Here is a 19,276-nt window from a genome sequence, read left to right as displayed (position 1 = left end):
GGCAAGTTCGATCGTCGTGTCGAGACACTCGATGACATGCGAAATCCGGGGGATTCGTGAACCGCCAAGATGTGAAGCACCTGCCGAACAGCGGCCAACCGGCCTGGCTGTCCGAAGCGCCACAACCGGCTCCCGAGCCGGCGCCGACGCCGGAGCCTGTGGCACGACTGCAAGAGGTCTGGACCACGCCACCGCCACCGTCGAGCCAACAGCAGGTGACAAACCAGGATCTGGTTGCCGAAGCTTTACTGAAACGCCCTAAACGGACGCCGCGTGGCGGATGGCGTAGAGGATTACATCGTGCGACCGGAGGTGTGGTCAATCTGGGAGATTCGACCAACGAACAGCGCAACCGTGCACTGGCCGCCCGAATCGAGCAGCCGATCCGTAACGACTACCGAGTCGCTTTGCTCTCGCTCAAAGGGGGCGTGGGCAAGACGACGGTCACGGTCGGACTCGGTGCGACATTTGCTTCGCTTCGTGGTGATTGCGTCGTGGCGGTTGACGCCAATCCCGATTTCGGAACTTTGGCGCAACGTGTTCCGCTGCAGACCAATTCGACGGTGCGCGATCTGATTGCTGCTAGACCGGACATAAAGAGCTATTCGGACGTTCGAGTGCACACATCCCAGTCGTCGAGTCGTCTCGAGGTCCTGGCGAGTGAGCAGGATCCGGCGATTTCGGAGGCATTCAGCGAGGCGGACTATCGCCAGGTCATCGACATCTTGCAGGTCTACTACAACATCATCCTCACTGATTGCGGTACCGGGATCATGCACTCGGCGATGAACGGCGTTCTCGATCTTGCCAATTCGTTGGTTCTCGTCAGTTCGCCGGCAATCGACGGAGCGCGCAGCGCAGCGGCAACGCTCGATTGGCTTCAGTTGCACGGATACGGCCATCTGGTCGAACGGACCGTCGTCGTCATCAGCGCCGCCCGACCAGGGTCGAGCGTGATCGACATGGACGCTTTGGTGGACTATTTCATGCGTCGATGCCGCGCCGTCGAGGTCATTCCTTTCGACGAGCATCTCGCGGAGGGGTCGGTGATGGACCTCGAGTTGATGCGACCGGCCACCAGACGAGCGTTCATGGAACTGGCAGCGATGGTGGCCGACGACTTCGCGGACGCTGTGGGTCGGCACGCCGTTTCCGAGTGGCACTGATTCTGCGACCGATTTCTGCGACCGATCAGCCTCCTTTCAATGGCTTGAGCCTGAGCGGTTGCGTCCGAACGAGTCCGAGTGGATCGAGATACTCGCGTCCACGGCGCAAGCCCCAGTGCAGACACGCTTCGACAGCACACCCTTCGTGCCCGGTTTCGAGGGTTCCGATCACGGACCTGGCGGCGACGCGTTCACCTGCGCGAACGACTGCTACGACGGGTTCGTAGGTCGTGCGTAGGCCGCCGGAATGATCTATCGACACCGTCGGCTTTCCGGCGACCACTCCCGCGAACACCACAATGCCGTCGCCGGCCGCGAGGACGGATTGGCCGGCACTGCCGCCGAGATCGACCCCGCGATGACCCGGCAGCCAATTCTTGGCCGGTTTGTCGAAAGCGCGTTCCACGTGCGGCCGGGGAGCGAGCGGCCAGTCGAAACGCGTGTCTGCCGACGCCGTGCCTACGGCGACACAGCAGGAGATCACGGCAACGACCACTCCTCGTCGCGCTCCGCGAAACATCGTCATTCCTTGATCTTGCGTGGAGTCGCACGCGCTTCAATACAGATCAGACGGGTAATCCACAAGATGACCGCCGATCCACAACCGCCGGTTCGGTCTGTTGCTTCCGGGGTGGTTATGGCATCGGCGGACGAGGACGTACACTTGTCGAGCGGTCTGTGCTCGCACAGTCCGACTTCGCGCGCCCGCGCACGTTTTCCGGCCTCGGCTGGTCCTGGTTCTCACGAAACAGGTCCGACGGCCGTGCGGGTGCCAGGGCAGGGATCACCCGATCGCCTGCATCAACCGGATTGAAAGTTTGAGGTACACAGCCATGGCTGTCGTAACCATGAAGCAGATGCTCGATAGTGGAACCCACTTCGGACATCAGACCCGTCGCTGGAACCCGAAGATGAAGCGATTCATCTTGACCGACCGCAACGGCATCTACATCATCGACCTCCAGCAGACGCTGACGTACATCGACAAGGCGTACGAGTTCGTCAAGGAGACCGTTGCCCACGGCGGCACCGTCCTCTTCGTCGGCACCAAGAAGCAGGCGCAGGAGTCCATCGCTTCCGAAGCGACTCGCGTCGGAATGCCCTACGTCAACCAGCGTTGGCTCGGCGGCATGCTCACCAACTTCACCACCGTTCACAAGCGTCTGCTTCGCCTCAAGGAGCTCGAGGCAATGGAGCAGACCGGTGGATTCGAAGGTCGCACCAAGAAGGAAATCCTCATGCTCACGCGTGAGATGACCAAGCTGGATCGCACCCTCGGTGGTATCCGCGACATGGCCAAGGTTCCTTCCGCGGTGTGGATCGTCGACACCAACAAGGAGCACCTGGCAGTTGCCGAGGCTCGCAAGCTGAACATCCCGGTCATCGCGATCCTGGACACCAACTGCGACCCCGACCTCGTCGACTACCCGATCCCGGGCAACGACGACGCCATCCGTTCCGCAGCACTGCTGACCAAGGTTGTCGCTTCCGCGGTTGCCGAAGGTGTGCAGGCACGTGCAGGACTGAGCGCCGACAAGGACGCGAAGCCCGAAGCCGGCGCAGGCGAGCCCCTCGCCGAGTGGGAGCAGGAACTGCTCTCGCAGGCAGCTCCGGCTGCAGAGGCTGAGGCAGCTCCGGCTGCAGAGGCTGAGGCAGCCCCCGCCGCAGAGGCACCGGCCACCGAGGCCTGATTCGTTGAAACCGGCCCTGACCAAGAGTTCTTTTGGTCAGGGCCGTTTCACCGTTAGGCCCGAGCACCACCGTCAGGCCGTGCTTCACCGCTAGGCCGTGCTTCACCGTTAGTCCTAGGTCCGAAACAGACACATGAGGAGGCTCGCTAATCATGGCGAACTACACCGCCGCTGACGTCAAGCGGCTCCGTGAGCTCACCGGCTCCGGAATGATGGCATGTAAGAACGCACTCGCAGATGCAGACGGCGATTTCGACAAGGCCGTCGAGCAGCTGCGCATCAAGGGCGCGAAGGATGTCGGAAAGCGCGCAGAGCGCACCACCGCTGAGGGTCTCGTCGTCGCCAAGGACGGCGTCATGATCGAGATCAACTGCGAGACCGACTTCGTCGCCAAGAACGACGAGTTCATCAAGCTGGCCGACGAGATCGTGACCGTCGCTGCTGCTGGCAAGCCTGCGGATCTCGACGCTCTCAAGGCGCTCGAGCTCGACGGCAAGACCATCGACACCGTCATTGCGGAGCAGTCCGCGAAGATCGGCGAGAAGCTCGAACTGAGCCGCGTCGCTTCCTTCGACGGCCCCGTTGCCGTTTACCTGCACAAGCGCAGCTCCGACTTGCCGCCCGCTGTCGGCGTTCTCATCGAGTACACCGGCGAAGGCGATGCTGCTGCTGAGGCCGCTCGCGGCGCTGCAATGCAGGTCGCAGCACTCAAGGCAAAGTACGTCACGCGTGACGAGGTTCCCGCTGAAATCGTCGCTTCCGAGCGTCACATCGCCGAGGAGACCGCCCGCGCAGAAGGCAAGCCCGAGCAGGCTCTGCCGAAGATCATCGAAGGCCGCGTCAACGGTTTCTTCAAGGACGTCGTTCTGACCGAGCAGTCTTCGGTCACGGACTCCAAGAAGACCGTCAAGGCGATCCTCGACGAGGCAGGCGTGACCATCAAGCGCTTCGTGCGTTTCGAGGTCGGCGCCTCCGCTTAATTCGGAGCCCGTACACATGGACCCCGCCTGAAGAGCATTTGCTCTACCGGCGGGGTCTACGTGTACCTGGGGCCTCCGATGAGGCAGGATAAGAGTGCTTCGGGACGAGTCCCGGGGGCTTTCCTATGTCGCGGTGTCCGATTCGGCGGCAGAAGAAGAATGAAGGACCTACAAGGTCTTGTATCGAACTGAGGAGAACAATGTCCGAACCAGCCAACGAACGTCCAGGATTCAAGCGGGTCCTGCTCAAACTCGGCGGCGAAATGTTCGGAGGCGGCAAAGTCGGTCTCGATCCCGACGTGGTCACCAAGGTGGCTGAGCAGATCGCAGAGGTCGTTCGATCGGGCGTACAGGTTGCAGTGGTCATCGGCGGCGGAAACTTCTTCCGCGGAGCGGAACTGCAGCAGCGTGGCCTCGATCGCGCGCGCTCCGACTACATGGGCATGCTCGGCACCGTCATGAACTGCCTCGCACTGCAGGATTTCCTGGAGAAGGCCGGCGTCGATTCTCGAGTGCAGACGGCAATCACCATGGGACAGGTCGCCGAGCCGTACCTTCCGCTTCGCGCACGTAGGCACCTCGAGAAGGGGCGCGTAGTCATCTTCGGTGCCGGGATGGGTATGCCCTACTTCTCCACCGACACCACTGCTGCGCAGCGCGCGCTGGAGATCGGTGCCGAGGTAGTGCTGATGGCCAAGGCCGTCGACGGCGTCTACTCGGCCGACCCGCGTATCGACCCGGACGCGACGATGTACGAACAGATCACGCACCGCGAGGTCATCGAACGTGAGCTCAAGGTCGCGGACGCGACGGCGTTCAGCCTGTGCATGGACAACTCGATGCCGATGATGGTGTTCAACCTCCTCACCGAAGGAAACATCGCTCGCGCGGTGTCCGGTGAGAAGATCGGCACCCTGATCAAGTCGTGAGTGACACCCAAAAAATGATGCAGAACAACATGGAGGAACAGCCGTGATCGATGAAGCGCTCTTCGAGGCAGAAGAGAAGATGGAAAAGGCTGTCACGGTAGCCAAGGACGATCTCGGCTCGGTTCGCACCGGACGCGCGAACCCCGGTATGTTCTCGCGCATCGTGATCGACTACTACGGTTCGATCACGCCGATCACGCAGCTCGCGAGCATCAACGTCCCCGAGGCCCGCATGGTCATCGTCAAGCCGTACGAGGCTTCGCAGCTCAACGCGATCGAGACGGCGATCCGCAACTCGGATCTCGGTGTGAACCCGTCCAACGACGGCAGCATCATCCGCATCTCGGTTCCGCAGCTCACTGAAGAGCGTCGTCGTGAACTGGTGAAGCAGGCCAAGTCCAAGGGCGAGGACTCGAAGGTCACGCTGCGCAACATCCGCCGCAAGGCGATGGACGAACTCGGCCGGATCCAGAAGGACGGTGAAGCCGGCGAGGACGAGGTCGGTCGCGCAGAGAAAGAACTCGACAAGACCACGGCGAAGTACGTGCACACGGTCGAGGAACTCGTCAAGCACAAGGAAGCAGAGTTGATGGAGGTATAGCCTCCTCATTTGCAGTGTTTGTCGTCGGGAGTAGATCAGGGAGTTTGGGTGCACGCACAAGAGGGAACCGCCGGTGGTCCCGTCACGGACGGGCCTACGGGCGGCGCTGAGGGCGCGCAACCGCCGAAGTCGAAGGCGGGCAGGAACCTACCTGCCGCCATCGGCGTCGGAGCTGGTCTCGGAGCCTTGGTCATCGGCACTTTGATCTTCCTGCCCCCGGGATGGATCGCTGTCGTCGCGATCGCGATGTTCATCGCGACGTGGGAGGTCACAACGCGGCTTCGTGAAGCCGACATCGAGGTGCCGCGAATTCCCCTTCTCGTCGGAGGGCAAGCCACGATCTGGCTCGGCTGGCCGTGGGGACCGGTCGGGGTGCTCAGCGGATTCACCGCAACCGTCCTGGTGTGCATGGTGTGGCGGTTGTTCGACCACGGGCTCAAGGCGACCCCGAAGAACTTCCTGAGAGACACCTCCATCACGGTGTTCGTTCTGGCGTGGATCCCGCTGTTGGCGTCATTCGGTGCATTGATGGTGCTCGAAGACGACGGCCCGGGTCGCGTCTTCGTCCTGATGATCGGTGTCGTGTGCTCCGACATCGGCGGTTACGCGGCCGGAGTGCTGTTCGGGAAGCACCCGATGGTGCCGGCTGTGAGCCCGAAGAAGTCCTGGGAAGGATTTGTCGGCTCCCTCATTTTCTGCGTCATCGGCAGCCTGCTTTCGGTGACGTTGATCCTCGACGCGAACTCGATGATCGGCGTCCTGCTCGGTGTCGTCCTGGTGGTAGTCGCGACGGTCGGCGACCTGATCGAATCGCAGATCAAGCGTGAACTCGGCATCAAGGACATGGGAACCCTGCTTCCCGGCCACGGCGGAATCATGGATCGCCTGGATTCACTCCTGCCGTCGGCATTTGTCACCTGGCTGATTCTGTACGCACTCGTCTGATTTCGCGTGCGTGATTTCTTCTCCGGCCGTTCCAAGCCGATCCCCAGCCCGAACATCTGGCATTGGCCGGACGTGTACGAAATCGAGAACCGCGCGCAGGACGTCGACGGTTCCATTTGGGCCGCGATGCGAGCCCAGGTCGACTGGTCTGGACGCGACGTCGTCGACGTCGGCTGTGGGGCGGCGTTCCATCTACCGGAGTTCGCTCGTACTGCCCGTCGTGTTGTCGGAGTGGAGCCGCACGCGCCGCTGGTGAAGGCCGCGCGGGAACGAACCCGCGATTCGGCGTCGATCGACGTAGTCCAGGGTTCAGCAGAGTCCACGGGTCTGGTGGATGCTTCAGTCGATCTCGTTCATGCCCGTACGGCGTACTTTTTCGGCAAAGGCTGCGGCCCGGGAATTCGTGAAGCCATGCGCATCCTGAGGCCCGGGGGAGCCCTGCTGATCGTGGATCTCGATGTGAGCGCCGGCCCGTACGGAGAGTGGATGAGGGCGGATCTGCCCAAATACGATCCCGCGGCGGTCGAAGGATTCTTCGAGGCTCAAGGTTTCTCGCTTACCCGTGTCGACGCCCGGTGGGAGTTCGAGAATCGAGACGACTTGCGGCGGGTACTCGGAATCGAGTTCACCGAGAAGACTGCCGAGCGTGCGTTCTCGCAAGTAACGGGATTGGGCTTCACGGTGCGATACCGAATCCATGTTCGGTCCAAACCACGATCACTTGAACTTGCGTGAAAGCGGGCTCGAAAGACGAACGTCAGGCGCTCCGACTTGAGCGCCTGACGTTTTCTGCACCGATTCAGTAGTAAAAAAATCAGTGATCGGTGGGGATGTGGAACAGGGTGGCGAGCTTGTGAATCTTCTTCGCCTTGGCGAGCTTGGGCAGGTCGCTGCCGTCGCGCACGCGTGAGCCGTCTTCGCCGAGATCGTCGATGACATTCTGGGCCCAGATCGCGTCGGCCACGGAGGGACTCAGTCCCGCGTTCACGGGGGCAGTCTGCGCGGTGGTCATGCAGAGTTTGCCGGCCATACCGAGTGACAAGGTGATCGCACAGTCTCGGGCGAGCAGATCCAGATCGGGGCCGAGCGTGGGACCGTCGATCGGCGGAGCGATGCGTGCCGCGCGGCTGGCGATGGTGAGCCGCGAACGCGGGTACGACATCGACGTGGGGGAGTCGTCCATCCCAGTGTCGCGCCGGAAGTCGCCGCTGCCGAATGCGAGACGGAAGATGCCGTCTGTGCGTGCGATCTCGGGCGCAGCCTCGAGTCCTACCGCGGATTCGACGAGAGCAAGAATCTTGGTGCCTTCGGGAAGTCGCTCGGCCGTGGCGTCGGCCTGCTGACCGCTTTCGGTCTTTGCGAGCATGACACCCTCGAGTCCGGGGAGGCCCGCGAGTGCGGCCAGATCCTCTTCCCAGAACGGTGTCGTGGCGTCGTTGATCCGAACCCAGGCGTGATTGTGTTCGCTCAGGAATGCGGCGACGTCGCGGCGGGCCGCCGGTTTGTTGGGTGCGGTGACGGCATCCTCGAGGTCGAGAATGACGGCGTCGGCCGCACTCGCGAGTGCGGCGTCGAAGGTGTCCGGTTTGGACGCGGGGACGAGGAGCCAGGATCTTGCCTGCTGTGGGGCAATTCGCGAGGTCACAGGTCTCTCCATGTGAGTAGTCACATCAGGGCCTTTCCGGTGATTTCCACGACATCAATGATGCCTGCTGGCCCATCGATCGACCCAATTGCGTAACTAGATTTCAGTCACATCTGCCGCTTCGCTGCGCGCCGGATCTGAATGATGCGAACCCCGCCTGCCAACGCCATGATCAATGCGCCCGCGATCGCGGAGAGCAGGATCGTGATTCCGAGCGGAAAGTCGATCTGCCAGGCGAGGATCTTGACGGAGACGCTCTCGAGGTTCTGCAGGATGAACACCAGAAGTAAGATCAGCACAATTGCGCCTATGACCAGGCCAACCCAGGTCGTCGCAGCTCTGGTTCGGTCGGTGACCGACGTTCCGGTCGGCACCGGTTCAGGCGTCGGTGTCGGTTCCGGATCGTGTTTTTCCACTGCCTTGTCCTCGCCCACCTTCGGAAGTTCCGGATCGGGACCGAAACCGTCGGCGGGGCCGTACACGGGGGAGTTCGACGGATCCTCTGGTGTGGTTGACATGACATGATCATCACGCAACCTGCGCAAAGTTGCACGGGTAATCCGGCCACAATCGGGTGGCAGTGGGGTAGCACCCCAAAACAATGGGACAATGGTGTAACTATGGCTGCCTCTCTTCCCCTCGTTTTCACTGCACCCAAGCGCGGAATGCCTCCACGGCACCTCGCCGATCTCGATTCCGCCGAGCGCAAAGAAGCGGTGAAAGAGCTCGGCCTTCCGGCTTTCCGGGCCGATCAGCTCGCGCGTCAGTACTACGCGCGGCTCGAAGCCGATCCGGAGAAGATGACCGATCTCCCCGCATCGGTGCGCGAGAAGGTGGGGGAGTCGCTGTTCCCGACCTTGTTGACCCCGATCAAGCACCTCGCGTGCGATTCGGGCGACACTCGCAAGACCCTGTGGAAGGCGCATGACGGAACGCTGCTCGAAAGCGTCCTGATGCGCTATCCCGATCGGGCGACGCTCTGTATCTCGAGTCAGGCAGGCTGCGGAATGGCCTGCCCGTTCTGTGCGACGGGTCAGGGCGGCCTCGACCGCAACCTTTCGACCGCCGAGATCGTCGATCAGGTTCGCGAGGCAGCGGCCGCAATGCGCGACGGTGATGTTGCCGGCGGACCCGGCCGCCTCTCGAACGTCGTGTTCATGGGTATGGGCGAGCCTTTGGCGAACTACAAGCGCGTGGTGGCAGCGGTACGACGCATCACTTCGCCCGCACCCGACGGGCTCGGCCTGTCTCAGCGGTCCGTGACGGTCTCGACCGTCGGCCTCGCTCCCGCTATCCGCAAGCTCGCTGACGAAGGCCTGAGCGTCACGCTGGCGGTATCGCTGCACACACCGGACGACGAACTGCGCGACACACTTGTGCCGGTCAACAATCGCTGGTCGGTGTCGGAGGTACTTCAGGCTGCCCGGTACTACGCAGACAAGACCGGTCGGCGTGTGTCCATCGAGTACGCGATGATCAAGAACGTCAACGATCAGCCGTGGCGCGCGGACATGCTGGGCAAGAAGCTGAAGAAAGCACTCGGCGGGTTGGTGCACGTCAACCTGATTCCGCTCAACCCGACTCCGGGTAGCGAGTGGGACGCGAGCCCCAAGGACGTCGAGCGTGAGTTCGTGCGTCGGGTCATCGCCCAGGGTGTCTCGTGCACTGTGCGCGATACGCGCGGTCAGGAAATCGCCGCAGCCTGTGGCCAGCTGGCAGCCGAGAACTGAAACCCTCCAGGCCTGAAAAACACATAAAGAGAAGGCCTCCACGAACTTTCGTTCGTGGAGGCCGTCTCTTTGTCAGGTGTCTAGCGCGGGCGGCGCCCGATGGCGATGTCGCGGACCAGAACGAAGATCATCAATCCGGCGGTGCCGATGAGCCACAGATCCTCGACCTTGCCGTGATGGTTTCCGATCATCATCAGAAGCAGGAATATTGCGAAGAACCATCCGAGGAAACGGAAAAACTTGAGTCCTTCACCACTCCACCCCCATGCGGCAGAGGGGACCTCGGCCTCATCGACGTGCGAGACCACGACGGGGGCGCTGGACTTGACGTCCAACTGGGTATCGGCCACGGTCGATCCTCCTGCTCATTCGGTTGCACTACTGCCCAATATGGTGACATACGACTGCCTGTCGTACGTAGTTGGGCGTCGATAAGGTTGTTCTCAGGTGTTATCAGGAACAATGGGCGAGTGCAGGAAACCACACGTACCCGCGTCCTCCTCCTCGGCAGTACCGGTTCGATCGGTACCCAAGCGCTGGAGGTCATCGCAGCCAACCCCGATCGTTTCGAAGTAGTCGGTCTCGCAGCGGGCGGCAACAACGTCGAGTTGTTGGGCGAACAGATTCGTGCAACCGGCGTCACGGACGTCGCCGTCGCCGATCCTGCAGCGGCATCGGCGCTGGAATCGGTAACCGCCCGTTCGGGACCGAGCGCCGTGACGGAACTGGTTCGGGACAGCGGTGCCGATGTTGTCCTCAATGCACTCGTCGGTTCGTTGGGACTCGAACCGACTCTGGCGGCGTTGAACTCGGGAGCGCGCCTTGCGCTGGCGAACAAGGAATCGCTTGTCGCCGGCGGAGCGCTGGTGACCAAAGCCGCCGCACCCGGTCAGATCGTGCCGGTCGACTCGGAGCATTCGGCGCTTGCCCAGTGTCTACGTGGTGGAACAGGCGACGAAGTGGCTCGGTTGGTTCTCACCGCTTCGGGTGGACCGTTCCGTGGCTGGAGCGCCGAGGATCTCGAAAGTGTGAATCCAGCTCAGGCGAAAGCGCACCCCACCTGGTCGATGGGGCCCATGAACACCCTCAATTCGGCAACTCTGGTCAACAAGGGCCTCGAGCTGATCGAGACGAACCTGCTGTTCGGGATCGACTACGACCGCATCGACGTCACCGTGCACCCGCAGTCGATCGTGCATTCCATGGTCACCTTCTTCGACGGGTCGACGCTGGCGCAGGCAAGCCCGCCGGACATGAAGCTCCCCATCGCTCTCGCTCTAGGCTGGCCGGACCGCATCGAAGGTGCTGCGTCGGCATGCGACTTCACCACCGCCTCCACCTGGGAATTCGAGCCGCTCGATTCGTCGGTGTTCCCCGCCGTCGATCTGGCGCGAAGCGCGGGCAAATCCGGCGGTTGCTTCACCGCGATCTACAACGCGGCCAACGAAGTGGCGGCTCAGGCATTCCTCGACGGTGTCATTTCCTTCCCGGCGATCGTCCGCACGGTGGCCGCTGTTCTCGACGATGCAGGTCAATGGTCCGCGGAACCGGTTACCGTGGACGACGTTCTGGCCGCAGACGGCTGGGCACGCACACGAGCGCGTCAGCTCGTGAAGCAGGAGGGCTAGAGCTTTCATGGTTTTTGCACTGGGCGTAGTGCTGTTTGCCCTCGGCATCGGCGTGTCCATCGCCCTGCACGAAGCCGGCCACATGTGGACGGCCAAGGCTTTGGGAATGAAGGTTCGCCGCTACTACATCGGCTTCGGACCGAAGATCTTCTCGTTCCGTCGAGGTGAGACCGAGTACGGCCTCAAGGCGCTGCCGCTCGGTGGATTCTGCGACATCGCCGGTATGACGGCTCTCGACGAGATGACACCCGAAGAAGAGCCGCACGCGATGTACAAGAAGGCGGCGTGGAAGCGCGTCGTCGTCATGTCCGGCGGTATCGCGATGAACTTCATTCTCGGGTTCCTCCTGATCTACGCGTTGCTCCTCGGTTGGGGCCGAACTGAACCCGCTCAGCCAGTGGTCCAAGAGGTCACATGTGTAGCCCCCGATCAGCTGGGCCAGGACGGCAACTTCGAGCTGACAGAGTGCTCGGGTGGAGGCCCCGCAGGAGATGCGGGCCTGAAATCGGGGGATCGGATCACCGCAGTCGATGGAAAGTCGACGAGTACCTTCCCCGAGGTGGCAGCTGCTATTCGAGGTGTGGATGGCCCGATCGTGTTGTCGGTTGATCGCGACGGAGAGGCGTTGTCGATCACGGTCGTCCCCGAACGAGTCCAGCGATATGTGAACTCGGCCAGTGGCGTTCCCGTGAAGCAGGAAGTATCCGCTGTCGGAATCGGTGGTCCGGGCTCGGCGCTGGTCGAGTACAACGCGCTCTCTGCTGTTCCGGCAGCCTTCGACTACACCGGACAGATCATGGTCGACTCGGTGAAGGCGTTGGCTGACATTCCGTCGAAGGTGGGGGCTCTGTGGGAGTCGATCACGGGCGGCGAGCGGGCGCTGGACACACCTATCAGCGTGGTCGGCGCCAGCGTGATCGGTGGCGAGGCCGCTGATCGAGCCGAGTGGCCGATGTTCGTCGGACTGCTCGCGTCGATCAACTTCTTCCTCGGTGTTTTCAACATCCTGCCGCTGTTGCCGCTAGACGGCGGTCACATCGCGGTGGTCTTCTACGAGAAGATCCGCGATTGGTTCCGCGCTCGCCGCGGCTTGATTCCGGGCGGTCCCGTCGACTACACGAGACTCCTTCCGATTACTTACGTATTCATCGTGATCGGTGGCGCGTTCATGTTGCTGACACTCACGGCTGACATCGTCAATCCGATCAAGATCTTCTGACCGTGTGAGCATGGCGACGGTTGCCGCGCGGTAGTGCGGCGATCGCCCGGCTAAACTTGCAGTGAAGCTATGAAAGAAGGCACAGACGTGACCATCCCTATCGGACTGGGAATGCCCTCGGCACCCGCAGCGATTCTTGCTCCTCGACGCAAGACACGGCAGCTGCAGGTCGGCACGGTAGGTGTGGGCAGCGATTTCCCCATCTCGGTGCAGTCCATGTGCACCACGAAGACGCACGACGTCAATGCAACGCTCCAGCAGATCGCGGAACTGACCGCGTCCGGTTGCGACATCGTCCGTGTCGCCTGCCCGCGTCAGGAAGACGCGGACGCGTTGTCGATCATTGCGAAGAAGAGCCAGATTCCGGTTATCGCCGACATCCACTTCCAGCCGCGCTACATCTTCGCGGCAATCGATGCGGGATGCGCTGCGGTGCGCGTCAATCCGGGCAACATCAAGGAATTCGACGGCCGTGTCAAAGAGGTAGCCAAGGCTGCCGGTGATGCAGGCATTCCGATTCGTATCGGTGTCAACGCGGGATCGCTCGATCCTCGGTTGATGGAGAAGTACGGCAAGGCGACGCCCGAAGCGTTGGTCGAGTCCGCGCTGTGGGAGGCCGGGTTGTTCGAAGAGCACGGCTTCGGTGACATCAAGATCTCCGTCAAGCACAACGATCCGGTGATCATGGTCGAGGCTTACCGCCAACTCGCCGCGAAGTGCGATTACCCGTTGCACCTCGGCGTCACGGAGGCAGGGCCGGCGTTTCAGGGCACGATCAAGTCCGCGGTCGCCTTCGGTGCGCTGCTCGCGGAGGGTATCGGCGACACCATCCGGGTTTCGCTCTCGGCTCCGCCGGCCGAGGAAATCAAGGTCGGTAACCAGATTCTGCAGTCTCTGAACCTGCGTCCCCGCAAGCTCGAGATCGTCTCTTGCCCCTCGTGTGGCCGTGCACAGGTCGATGTCTACACACTTGCCGACGAGGTCTCTGCCGGCCTCGACGGCATGGAGATCCCGCTGCGCGTGGCAGTCATGGGTTGCGTCGTGAACGGACCGGGTGAAGCACGTGAGGCTGACCTCGGTGTGGCGTCCGGCAACGGCAAGGGCCAGATCTTCGTCAAGGGCAAGGTCATCAAGACGGTGCCCGAGGCGCAGATCGTCGAGACTTTGATCGAAGAAGCGATGAAAATTGCCGAAAGCATGGAGGGTGACGCTTCGGAGGGTGCGCCGGTCGTCACCGTGAGTTGAGTGATTGCCGGATGAATCTTCCCCGTCGGTGTCAGGTTCGTGGCAATCTGAGTGCATCATGATCGGGTAGTGATATTCGTGGACGCGCAGTCGAGTCGAGGGGGTTGACGGATGCTCAAACTCCTCGGAGCCAAGCAGGTCGGAAGTCGAGATCTCGAAGACGTCCGACGGGTACTCGACGCCGATCCGGTGGCCGCCTGCATGATTGCCGCGCGCGTCGAAGAATGCGGTGTCGACCCACGAATGATTCACGGCGAGCTGTGGAGTCGAGGCGGGCCGTTGTCCTCGCTGTGCTTTGCCGGGGCAAATCTGGTTCCACTTCGAGGCGATCCGGATGACATTCGGGCATTCGCTGACCGCGCCTGTCGGATTCCGCGCATGTGCTCGTCGGTGGTCGGCCGCGCCGAATTGGCGTTGCCGCTGTGGGAGATGCTCGAGCTCGATTGGGGAACTGCGCGGGAGGTTCGCCCCGAACAGCCGTTGCTCGCGGTATCCGAGCCGCTGGCATGCCCGTCGGATCCACTGGTCCGGCAGGTTCGCTCGGACGAACTCGAGATCTATCTGCCTGCCGCGATCGCGATGTTCATCGAAGAGGTTGGCGTCGATCCGCGTGCAAACGACGGTGGGCGCGGATATCGACATCGTGTGGCAAGCCTGATCGCCGCTGGTCGAGCGTGGGCGCATATCGAGGACGGCCAGGTCGTTTTCAAGGCTGAGGTCGGCTCGATGTCTGCTCGCTGTGGCCAGATTCAGGGCGTGTGGGTCAACCCGGAATTTCGTGGGCAGGGCTTCGGCGTGACCGGTACAGCGGCTGTAGCGGAGTCGATCATGGCGACCGGTCGCATTGCGAGCCTGTACGTCAACAGCTTCAATACGATTGCGCGGTCGACCTATTCGCGGGTGGGGTTCCGGCAGGTCGCGACCTTCTCGACGGTGCTGCTCGACTGAGCGTCCAAGCTGCGTGCAATGGTCGCGCCTACGCTGGGTGGAGCATTTGTCGCCCTACTATGGGGCTCGATGAACACTCGGCATTTCTCTCGTAGTCGCTCGGCCCAACTGTTGGCCTCCTGCACCGTGATCTTTTTGGCGGTGGGGATCAGTTCGTGTACTCCGAAACCCGCCGGCCCCGAGCCCGTCGCGCAGCAGTTCCTGAGTGCGTTCGGTGACAGGGACATCGACGAGGCAGCAAAAATGACGGACCGGCCTGATTCCGCGGGTCCTGTATTGAGTGACACCTGGGATGCGCTTCAGGCGGAGTCGATGACTGCCGAGACCACGTCGGTGAAGATGAACGGTGACACTGCGACGGTCGGCTACACCTACGAGTGGCACCTGCCGAAAGACCGCGTCTGGACGTACGACGGCGAGCTGCAGATGGGACGCAAGGACGGCGACTGGTCCGTCCGTTGGAGTTCGACGGACGTTCATCCGCGCCTCGGTGACAAGCAGACGATGTCGTTGCGGGCAACCGCGGCGCCGCGAGCGCGGGTCAACGAGCATTCGGGGACCGACGTCCTGGTGCCGGGAATCGTCTACCGAGTGAAGTTCGATCGCTCCAAGAGCAACGACATCATAGGTTCCGCGAACAGTCTCGCAAGTGTTCTCGGGCGGTTCGATGCGTCGCTGACCGGTCAGTCGATCGCCGAATCCTCGACGGCCGTCAAGGGTGACTATCTCGTGACGCGGCTGCGCAGTGATGACTACGACCAAGTTTCGGCGCAGTTGGGTGCGATATCGGGAGTATCGGTATCGGACGAATCGGATCTCGTGTCGACCGACCCGGAGTTCGCGCCTGACCTTCTCGGGCAGATCAAGAAGACGATCATCGACGAGGTCGACGGCAAAGCCGGCTGGAGTGTCGTCACGGTCAACCAGAACGGCGTCGACACCGACGTGTTGACCGAGACTGCGCCACAACCGGTTCCGTCGTTCAGTATCAGTCTGGACCGCAACATCCAGATCGCCGCTCAGCGCGCGGTGAACGTGAACAAGGATCAGGCGATGATGGTGGTGATCGAACCGTCGAGTGGCGCGATCCTGGCCGTCGCGCAGAACAAGGCAGCTGACCGCGACGGGCCGGTCGCGACGATGGGTCAGTACCCGCCTGGTTCGACCTTCAAGATCATCACGGCAGGTGCGGCAATTTCGACCGGTCAGGCGACCCCCGACACGATGGTGCCATGCCCGGGCCGAATCGAGATCGGCGAGCGCAGCGTCCCCAACTACAACGAGTTCGCACTCGGCACGGTGCCGATGGCAACGGCCTTCGCGCGTTCGTGCAACACGTCCTTCGCCAAGTTGGCCAGCGAGATGCAGGCAGACACGTTGACCACTGCCGCAGCGCAGTTCGGCATCGGCCAGGACTACAACGTGGTGGGATTGCCGATCGATTCCGGTTCGGTGCCGCCTGCGTCGGACCTGGTCCAGCGGACGGAAGACGGGTTCGGTCAGGGCAAGGTCGTGGTCAGTCCGTTCGGAATGGCGATGGCAGCTGCGACGGTCGCGAACGGTTCGACTCCGGTGCCGCAACTGATTTCGGGGCGCGAAACCACCATCGACGGTGAGCGCCCGGCGATCACGCCGGCCATGGTCGACGGCCTGCGCGGCATGATGCGACTCGTGGTCACGAGCGGTACTGCAGAACGCGTCGAAGATCAGGGTGAGGTGTACGGCAAGACCGGTGAAGCCGAGGTCGACGGGGGATCGCATGCGTGGTTCGTCGGCTATCGCGGCAACCTGGCCTTCGCCACTCTGGTTGTGCGGGGCGGAAGTTCGGACAACGCCGTCGCAGTCACCCGCGACATGCTCACCGCCCTGCCGGAAGGCTACTGACCCCTCAGGGGAGCAGTCCCAACCTGCGAGCGGTAACCACGGCTTCGTGGCGTGAGCTCGCGTCCAGCTTTCCCATCGCGCTTCGCAGATAGCTCTTGACTGTTTCAGGTCGAAGGGAAAGCCTTTGGCCGGCTTCGATGTTGGTGCAGCCGAGTGCGACTTGCGAGAGAACATCCACTTCACGTGGGGTGAGCGCGACGTCGGATTCGGCGTCGGCGGTAGGCCGCAGCAGGTTGGCCAAACGCTGGGAAAGTCCGCGGAGCTTGGTCTGCAAGTCGGTGTCGGTCACGGTCTGGGCGACACTGCGTAGTTCGGCGTGGACTCCGCGGATCTCTTCCGAAGACATACCGTCGGCGGTGGTCGCGGCGGCGGCCTGAAGTAGTTGCAGGCGACGATCGACCTCGTCGCGGATGGCGAACTCCATCCCGAGACGCCGGGATGCGCTGACCATGACGTCTGCTGTGCGATCGCCGAGAGGCGCGGAATCACGGATCGCGGCGTAGAGGACAGCGCGCGATTTGCCGGACACCATGACCGGAACGGCGATGATCGAATGCAGGCCCTCGCTGAGAACAGGCCGGTCGAAGTGATGAGTGATGGACTGCGAATTGCCGTAATCGTTGACGGTGATCGGTGAACCCTGGGCGACGACGCGTCCGCCCATGCCCGAGCGCGGCGGGATGGCCAAGCCCTTGAGATTGTTGGTGCGGGTGCCGACGAATTCGCTCAGGTGCAGGGTTCCGTCCTGGACCTCGCCTCCGAACAGCACGGGAACAACGCCCTGAGCTGCAATCGTTCGGAGTTCACCTCGCATAGCGTCCCCGTCGCGGGGACGCAGAAGTGACGAAGCATGTCGATTCACGCAGGTACCCCTTTCTGGGGGTAGTGAAGTTCTCTTGTGAGCTAGATCATAGGGGGTGAACAGTACGTATGACGAGCCGCCAACTTAACCGGTCGGGCCAACCATACGACGATCGATAAGGAGCAAGTTGATGAGCACCGATCCCACCGCACGGGTGCGCGAGCTGCTGGACCAGTACGACACCCCGCATGCCAGCGCCGCAGAATTGCTCTGCGATCGGCATCCCGCGGATGGCGTTGCATTCACCGTCGTCGAGGCAGACCTTAGCTCGGTGGACCTCACATACGGTCATCTACGTGAGCAGTCCGCGCGTTTCGCGGCAGCTCTGGCGGACCTCGGAGTCGAGCCGGGTGACAACGTCGCGACCTTGATGGGCAAGTCTGCGGACCTCGTGGTCGCGCTCCTCGGAATCTGGCGCCGCGGCGCGGTCCACGTGCCCTTGTTCACGGCGTTCGCTTCGCCGGCCATCGCTTTCCGCTTGACGGCCAGTGGCGCGAAGGTGGTCGTTTCCGACGCCAATCAGCTCGACAAGCTCGCGCCGGGCGAGGACATCCCCGCCGACGCAGCGTGGCAGGTCATCGTCGCGGGCGGCGCGGCCGGTGACGAGTTGGACTTCGATGCACTTGTCGCAGCTCAGGATGCCGAAGACCCGAAGGGCGCTGCTCAGGCAGTCGGCGGCAACGCACCGATGGTGCAGTTGTTCACCAGTGGCACCACGGGGACACCCAAGGGCGTGCCGGTTCCGGTGCGCGCGCTCGCGTCGTTCCACGCCTACCAGGAGTTCGGCCTCGACGTCCGTCAGGACGACGTGTTCTGGAACGCCGCAGACCCGGGCTGGGCGTACGGGCTGTACTACGCGTTGCTCGGTCCGCTTGCCGCGGGAACGCGAAGCATTCTGCTGCACGCCGGATTCTCCGCGCCGCTGACGTGGCAGATCATCGAGAAGTTCGGTGTCACCAATTTTGCCGCTGCTCCGACCGTGTACCGCAGTCTGCGTGCCGACAAGGCGCCCGTTCCGGAAGGCATCTCGCTTCGCCGCGCGTCCTCGGCCGGTGAGCCCTTGACTCCGGATGTTGTTGCGTGGTCGAAGAACTCGTTGGGCGTCGAGGTTCGTGATCACTACGGCCAGACCGAGCACGGCATGTTCATCGTCAACGCCTGGGCCGACGGACTCCGCGAGGACGTCCGTCCAGGATCCATGGGTCGTCCGTTGCCGGGCTGGTCTGCCGCTGTGCTGGAGGACAATTCGGATGACATCGCACCGGCTCGCACTCAGGGACGCGTGGCGATCGATACTCACAACAGTCCGTTGATGTGGTTCACCGGGTACGTCGATGCGCCGGAGAAGACGAAGCAGCGATTCAGCGAAGACGGTCGCTGGTACATCACCGGTGACGCCGGAATGACGGACGAGGACGGATTCTTCTTCTTCTCCTCGCGCGACGACGACGTCATCATCATGGCGGGCTACCGCATCGGTCCCTTCGACGTCGAGAGCGTGCTGGTCATGCACGAGCACGTCATCGAGGCGGCAGTGGTGGGCATGCCCGACGAGTTGCGCGGTGAGGTCCTCGAGGCGTTCGTCGTACTTCGCGAAGGTGTCGACGGTGACGACGAACTCGAGAAGGAACTGCAAACCCTGGTGAAGAAGAAGTTTGCAGCGCACGCGTACCCACGCACGGTGCACTTTGTTCCGAACCTGCCCAAGACCCCGAGCGGCAAGGTTCAGCGGTACATCTTGCGGAAGGGATAAACCCCTTGCTGTGCGCCTTTATTAACCCCCGGCGGTTAATAAAGGCGCAC

At 62.4% G+C, this 19,276-nt stretch carries 19 protein-coding genes; 14 read left to right on the top strand and 5 right to left on the bottom strand.

Going from position 1 to position 19,276, the window contains the following annotated elements; all coding sequences use genetic code 11:
* Positions 1–56: 56 nt before the first annotated feature.
* Entirely contained in the window at positions 57–1,166 is a 1,110-nt protein-coding gene (locus tag QM596_RS12940) for a MinD/ParA family ATP-binding protein (protein WP_019747985.1), read from the top strand.
* 25 nt (positions 1,167–1,191) lie between these two features.
* Here QM596_RS12940 and QM596_RS12935 read toward each other — a convergent pair whose 3' ends face one another.
* The gene (locus QM596_RS12935; protein ID WP_024487342.1) at positions 1,192–1,692 is read right to left on the bottom strand and encodes a M23 family metallopeptidase; all 501 of its coding nucleotides are present in this window, start codon (positions 1,690–1,692) and stop codon (positions 1,192–1,194) included.
* A 307-nt stretch (positions 1,693–1,999) separates the two neighbouring features.
* On the opposite strand from QM596_RS12935, the gene rpsB reads away from it, so the two are divergent.
* The 6 genes from rpsB to QM596_RS12905 all read left to right on the top strand — a co-directional run bounded on the left by rpsB (position 2,000) and on the right by QM596_RS12905 (position 7,047).
* Entirely contained in the window at positions 2,000–2,857 is an 858-nt protein-coding gene (gene rpsB, locus QM596_RS12930) for a 30S ribosomal protein S2 (protein ID WP_003942709.1), read from the top strand.
* Between the two features lie 152 nt (positions 2,858–3,009).
* Positions 3,010–3,837 carry a translation elongation factor Ts gene (gene tsf, locus QM596_RS12925; protein ID WP_019747987.1) on the top strand — a complete coding sequence of 276 codons (828 nt, stop codon included), beginning with the start codon at positions 3,010–3,012 and terminating at the stop codon, positions 3,835–3,837.
* A 200-nt stretch (positions 3,838–4,037) separates the two neighbouring features.
* Positions 4,038–4,766, top strand: coding sequence for a UMP kinase (gene pyrH, locus QM596_RS12920; RefSeq protein ID WP_019747988.1), 729 nt, complete (start codon positions 4,038–4,040; stop codon positions 4,764–4,766).
* A 43-nt stretch (positions 4,767–4,809) separates the two neighbouring features.
* Complete coding sequence (frr, locus tag QM596_RS12915) at positions 4,810–5,367, top strand: ribosome recycling factor (protein ID WP_003942777.1); 558 nt, start codon at positions 4,810–4,812, stop codon at positions 5,365–5,367.
* Positions 5,368–5,415: 48 nt separating this feature from the next.
* A complete protein-coding gene (locus tag QM596_RS12910) occupies positions 5,416–6,312 on the top strand; it encodes a phosphatidate cytidylyltransferase (RefSeq protein ID WP_003942673.1) in 897 nt (298 codons plus the stop codon).
* Positions 6,313–6,318: 6 nt separating this feature from the next.
* On the top strand, positions 6,319–7,047 hold the full coding sequence (locus QM596_RS12905) for a class I SAM-dependent methyltransferase (RefSeq protein WP_029255139.1): 729 nt from the start codon (positions 6,319–6,321) through the stop codon (positions 7,045–7,047).
* Positions 7,048–7,126: 79 nt separating this feature from the next.
* Here QM596_RS12905 and QM596_RS12900 read toward each other — a convergent pair whose 3' ends face one another.
* On the bottom strand, positions 7,127–7,969 hold the full coding sequence (locus QM596_RS12900) for an HpcH/HpaI aldolase/citrate lyase family protein (RefSeq protein ID WP_030244636.1): 843 nt from the start codon (positions 7,967–7,969) through the stop codon (positions 7,127–7,129).
* Positions 7,970–8,064: 95 nt separating this feature from the next.
* Positions 8,065–8,475 carry a LapA family protein gene (locus QM596_RS12895; protein ID WP_020969349.1) on the bottom strand — a complete coding sequence of 137 codons (411 nt, stop codon included), beginning with the start codon at positions 8,473–8,475 and terminating at the stop codon, positions 8,065–8,067.
* Between the two features lie 102 nt (positions 8,476–8,577).
* Here QM596_RS12895 and rlmN point away from each other — a divergent pair, with 102 nt between their 5' ends.
* Positions 8,578–9,687: a dual-specificity RNA methyltransferase RlmN gene (gene rlmN, locus QM596_RS12890; protein WP_019747992.1), complete on the top strand. Its 1,110-nt coding sequence runs from the start codon at positions 8,578–8,580 to the stop codon at positions 9,685–9,687.
* An 80-nt stretch (positions 9,688–9,767) separates the two neighbouring features.
* Here rlmN and QM596_RS12885 read toward each other — a convergent pair whose 3' ends face one another.
* Positions 9,768–10,037 (bottom strand): DUF2631 domain-containing protein, encoded by a 270-nt coding sequence (locus tag QM596_RS12885; RefSeq protein WP_283309178.1) that lies wholly within the window; start codon positions 10,035–10,037, stop codon positions 9,768–9,770.
* A gap of 120 nt (positions 10,038–10,157) precedes the next feature.
* Between QM596_RS12885 and dxr the strand changes: the two genes are divergently transcribed.
* The 5 genes from dxr to QM596_RS12860 all read left to right on the top strand — a co-directional run bounded on the left by dxr (position 10,158) and on the right by QM596_RS12860 (position 16,611).
* The gene (gene dxr, locus QM596_RS12880) at positions 10,158–11,315 is read left to right on the top strand and encodes a 1-deoxy-D-xylulose-5-phosphate reductoisomerase (protein ID WP_020969350.1); all 1,158 of its coding nucleotides are present in this window, start codon (positions 10,158–10,160) and stop codon (positions 11,313–11,315) included.
* Between the two features lie 7 nt (positions 11,316–11,322).
* Positions 11,323–12,534, top strand: a complete 1,212-nt coding sequence (locus QM596_RS12875) for a M50 family metallopeptidase (RefSeq protein WP_141487410.1) — start codon at positions 11,323–11,325, stop codon at positions 12,532–12,534.
* Positions 12,535–12,621: 87 nt separating this feature from the next.
* On the top strand, positions 12,622–13,779 hold the full coding sequence (gene ispG, locus QM596_RS12870) for a flavodoxin-dependent (E)-4-hydroxy-3-methylbut-2-enyl-diphosphate synthase (protein ID WP_283309177.1): 1,158 nt from the start codon (positions 12,622–12,624) through the stop codon (positions 13,777–13,779).
* Between the two features lie 111 nt (positions 13,780–13,890).
* A complete protein-coding gene (locus tag QM596_RS12865; RefSeq protein ID WP_003942692.1) occupies positions 13,891–14,727 on the top strand; it encodes a GNAT family N-acetyltransferase in 837 nt (278 codons plus the stop codon).
* Between the two features lie 69 nt (positions 14,728–14,796).
* The gene (locus tag QM596_RS12860) at positions 14,797–16,611 is read left to right on the top strand and encodes a penicillin-binding transpeptidase domain-containing protein (protein ID WP_020907378.1); all 1,815 of its coding nucleotides are present in this window, start codon (positions 14,797–14,799) and stop codon (positions 16,609–16,611) included.
* Positions 16,612–16,615: 4 nt separating this feature from the next.
* On the opposite strand, the gene QM596_RS12855 is transcribed toward QM596_RS12860, so the two are convergent.
* The gene (locus QM596_RS12855; RefSeq protein ID WP_046378400.1) at positions 16,616–17,425 is read right to left on the bottom strand and encodes a LuxR C-terminal-related transcriptional regulator; all 810 of its coding nucleotides are present in this window, start codon (positions 17,423–17,425) and stop codon (positions 16,616–16,618) included.
* A gap of 178 nt (positions 17,426–17,603) precedes the next feature.
* Between QM596_RS12855 and QM596_RS12850 the strand changes: the two genes are divergently transcribed.
* Entirely contained in the window at positions 17,604–19,226 is a 1,623-nt protein-coding gene (locus QM596_RS12850; RefSeq protein ID WP_019747998.1) for an AMP-binding protein, read from the top strand.
* The last annotated feature ends 50 nt before the right edge of the window (positions 19,227–19,276 follow it).

This window comes from Rhodococcus sp. IEGM 1406, from assembly GCF_030056745.1.
Lineage (GTDB): Bacteria > Actinomycetota > Actinomycetes > Mycobacteriales > Mycobacteriaceae > Rhodococcus_F > Rhodococcus_F erythropolis.
This window is presented reverse-complemented; position numbering and strand designations above follow the sequence as displayed.

Bases quoted from the DNA above. Each gene is read 5' to 3' on its own strand.
- QM596_RS12935 (WP_024487342.1), bottom strand. From the start codon at position 1,692: ATGACGATGTTTCGCGGAGCGCGACGAGGAGTGGTCGTTGCCGTGATC.
- rpsB (WP_003942709.1), top strand. From the start codon at position 2,000: ATGGCTGTCGTAACCATGAAGCAGATGCTCGATAGTGGAACCCACTTC.
- tsf (WP_019747987.1), top strand. From the start codon at position 3,010: ATGGCGAACTACACCGCCGCTGACGTCAAGCGGCTCCGTGAGCTCACC.
- pyrH (WP_019747988.1), top strand. From the start codon at position 4,038: ATGTCCGAACCAGCCAACGAACGTCCAGGATTCAAGCGGGTCCTGCTC.
- QM596_RS12900 (WP_030244636.1), bottom strand. From the start codon at position 7,969: ATGGAGAGACCTGTGACCTCGCGAATTGCCCCACAGCAGGCAAGATCC.
- QM596_RS12895 (WP_020969349.1), bottom strand. From the start codon at position 8,475: ATGTCAACCACACCAGAGGATCCGTCGAACTCCCCCGTGTACGGCCCC.
- rlmN (WP_019747992.1), top strand. From the start codon at position 8,578: ATGGCTGCCTCTCTTCCCCTCGTTTTCACTGCACCCAAGCGCGGAATG.
- QM596_RS12875 (WP_141487410.1), top strand. From the start codon at position 11,323: ATGGTTTTTGCACTGGGCGTAGTGCTGTTTGCCCTCGGCATCGGCGTG.
- QM596_RS12865 (WP_003942692.1), top strand. From the start codon at position 13,891: ATGCTCAAACTCCTCGGAGCCAAGCAGGTCGGAAGTCGAGATCTCGAA.
- QM596_RS12860 (WP_020907378.1), top strand. From the start codon at position 14,797: ATGAACACTCGGCATTTCTCTCGTAGTCGCTCGGCCCAACTGTTGGCC.
- QM596_RS12855 (WP_046378400.1), bottom strand. From the start codon at position 17,425: ATGCGAGGTGAACTCCGAACGATTGCAGCTCAGGGCGTTGTTCCCGTG.
- QM596_RS12850 (WP_019747998.1), top strand. From the start codon at position 17,604: ATGAGCACCGATCCCACCGCACGGGTGCGCGAGCTGCTGGACCAGTAC.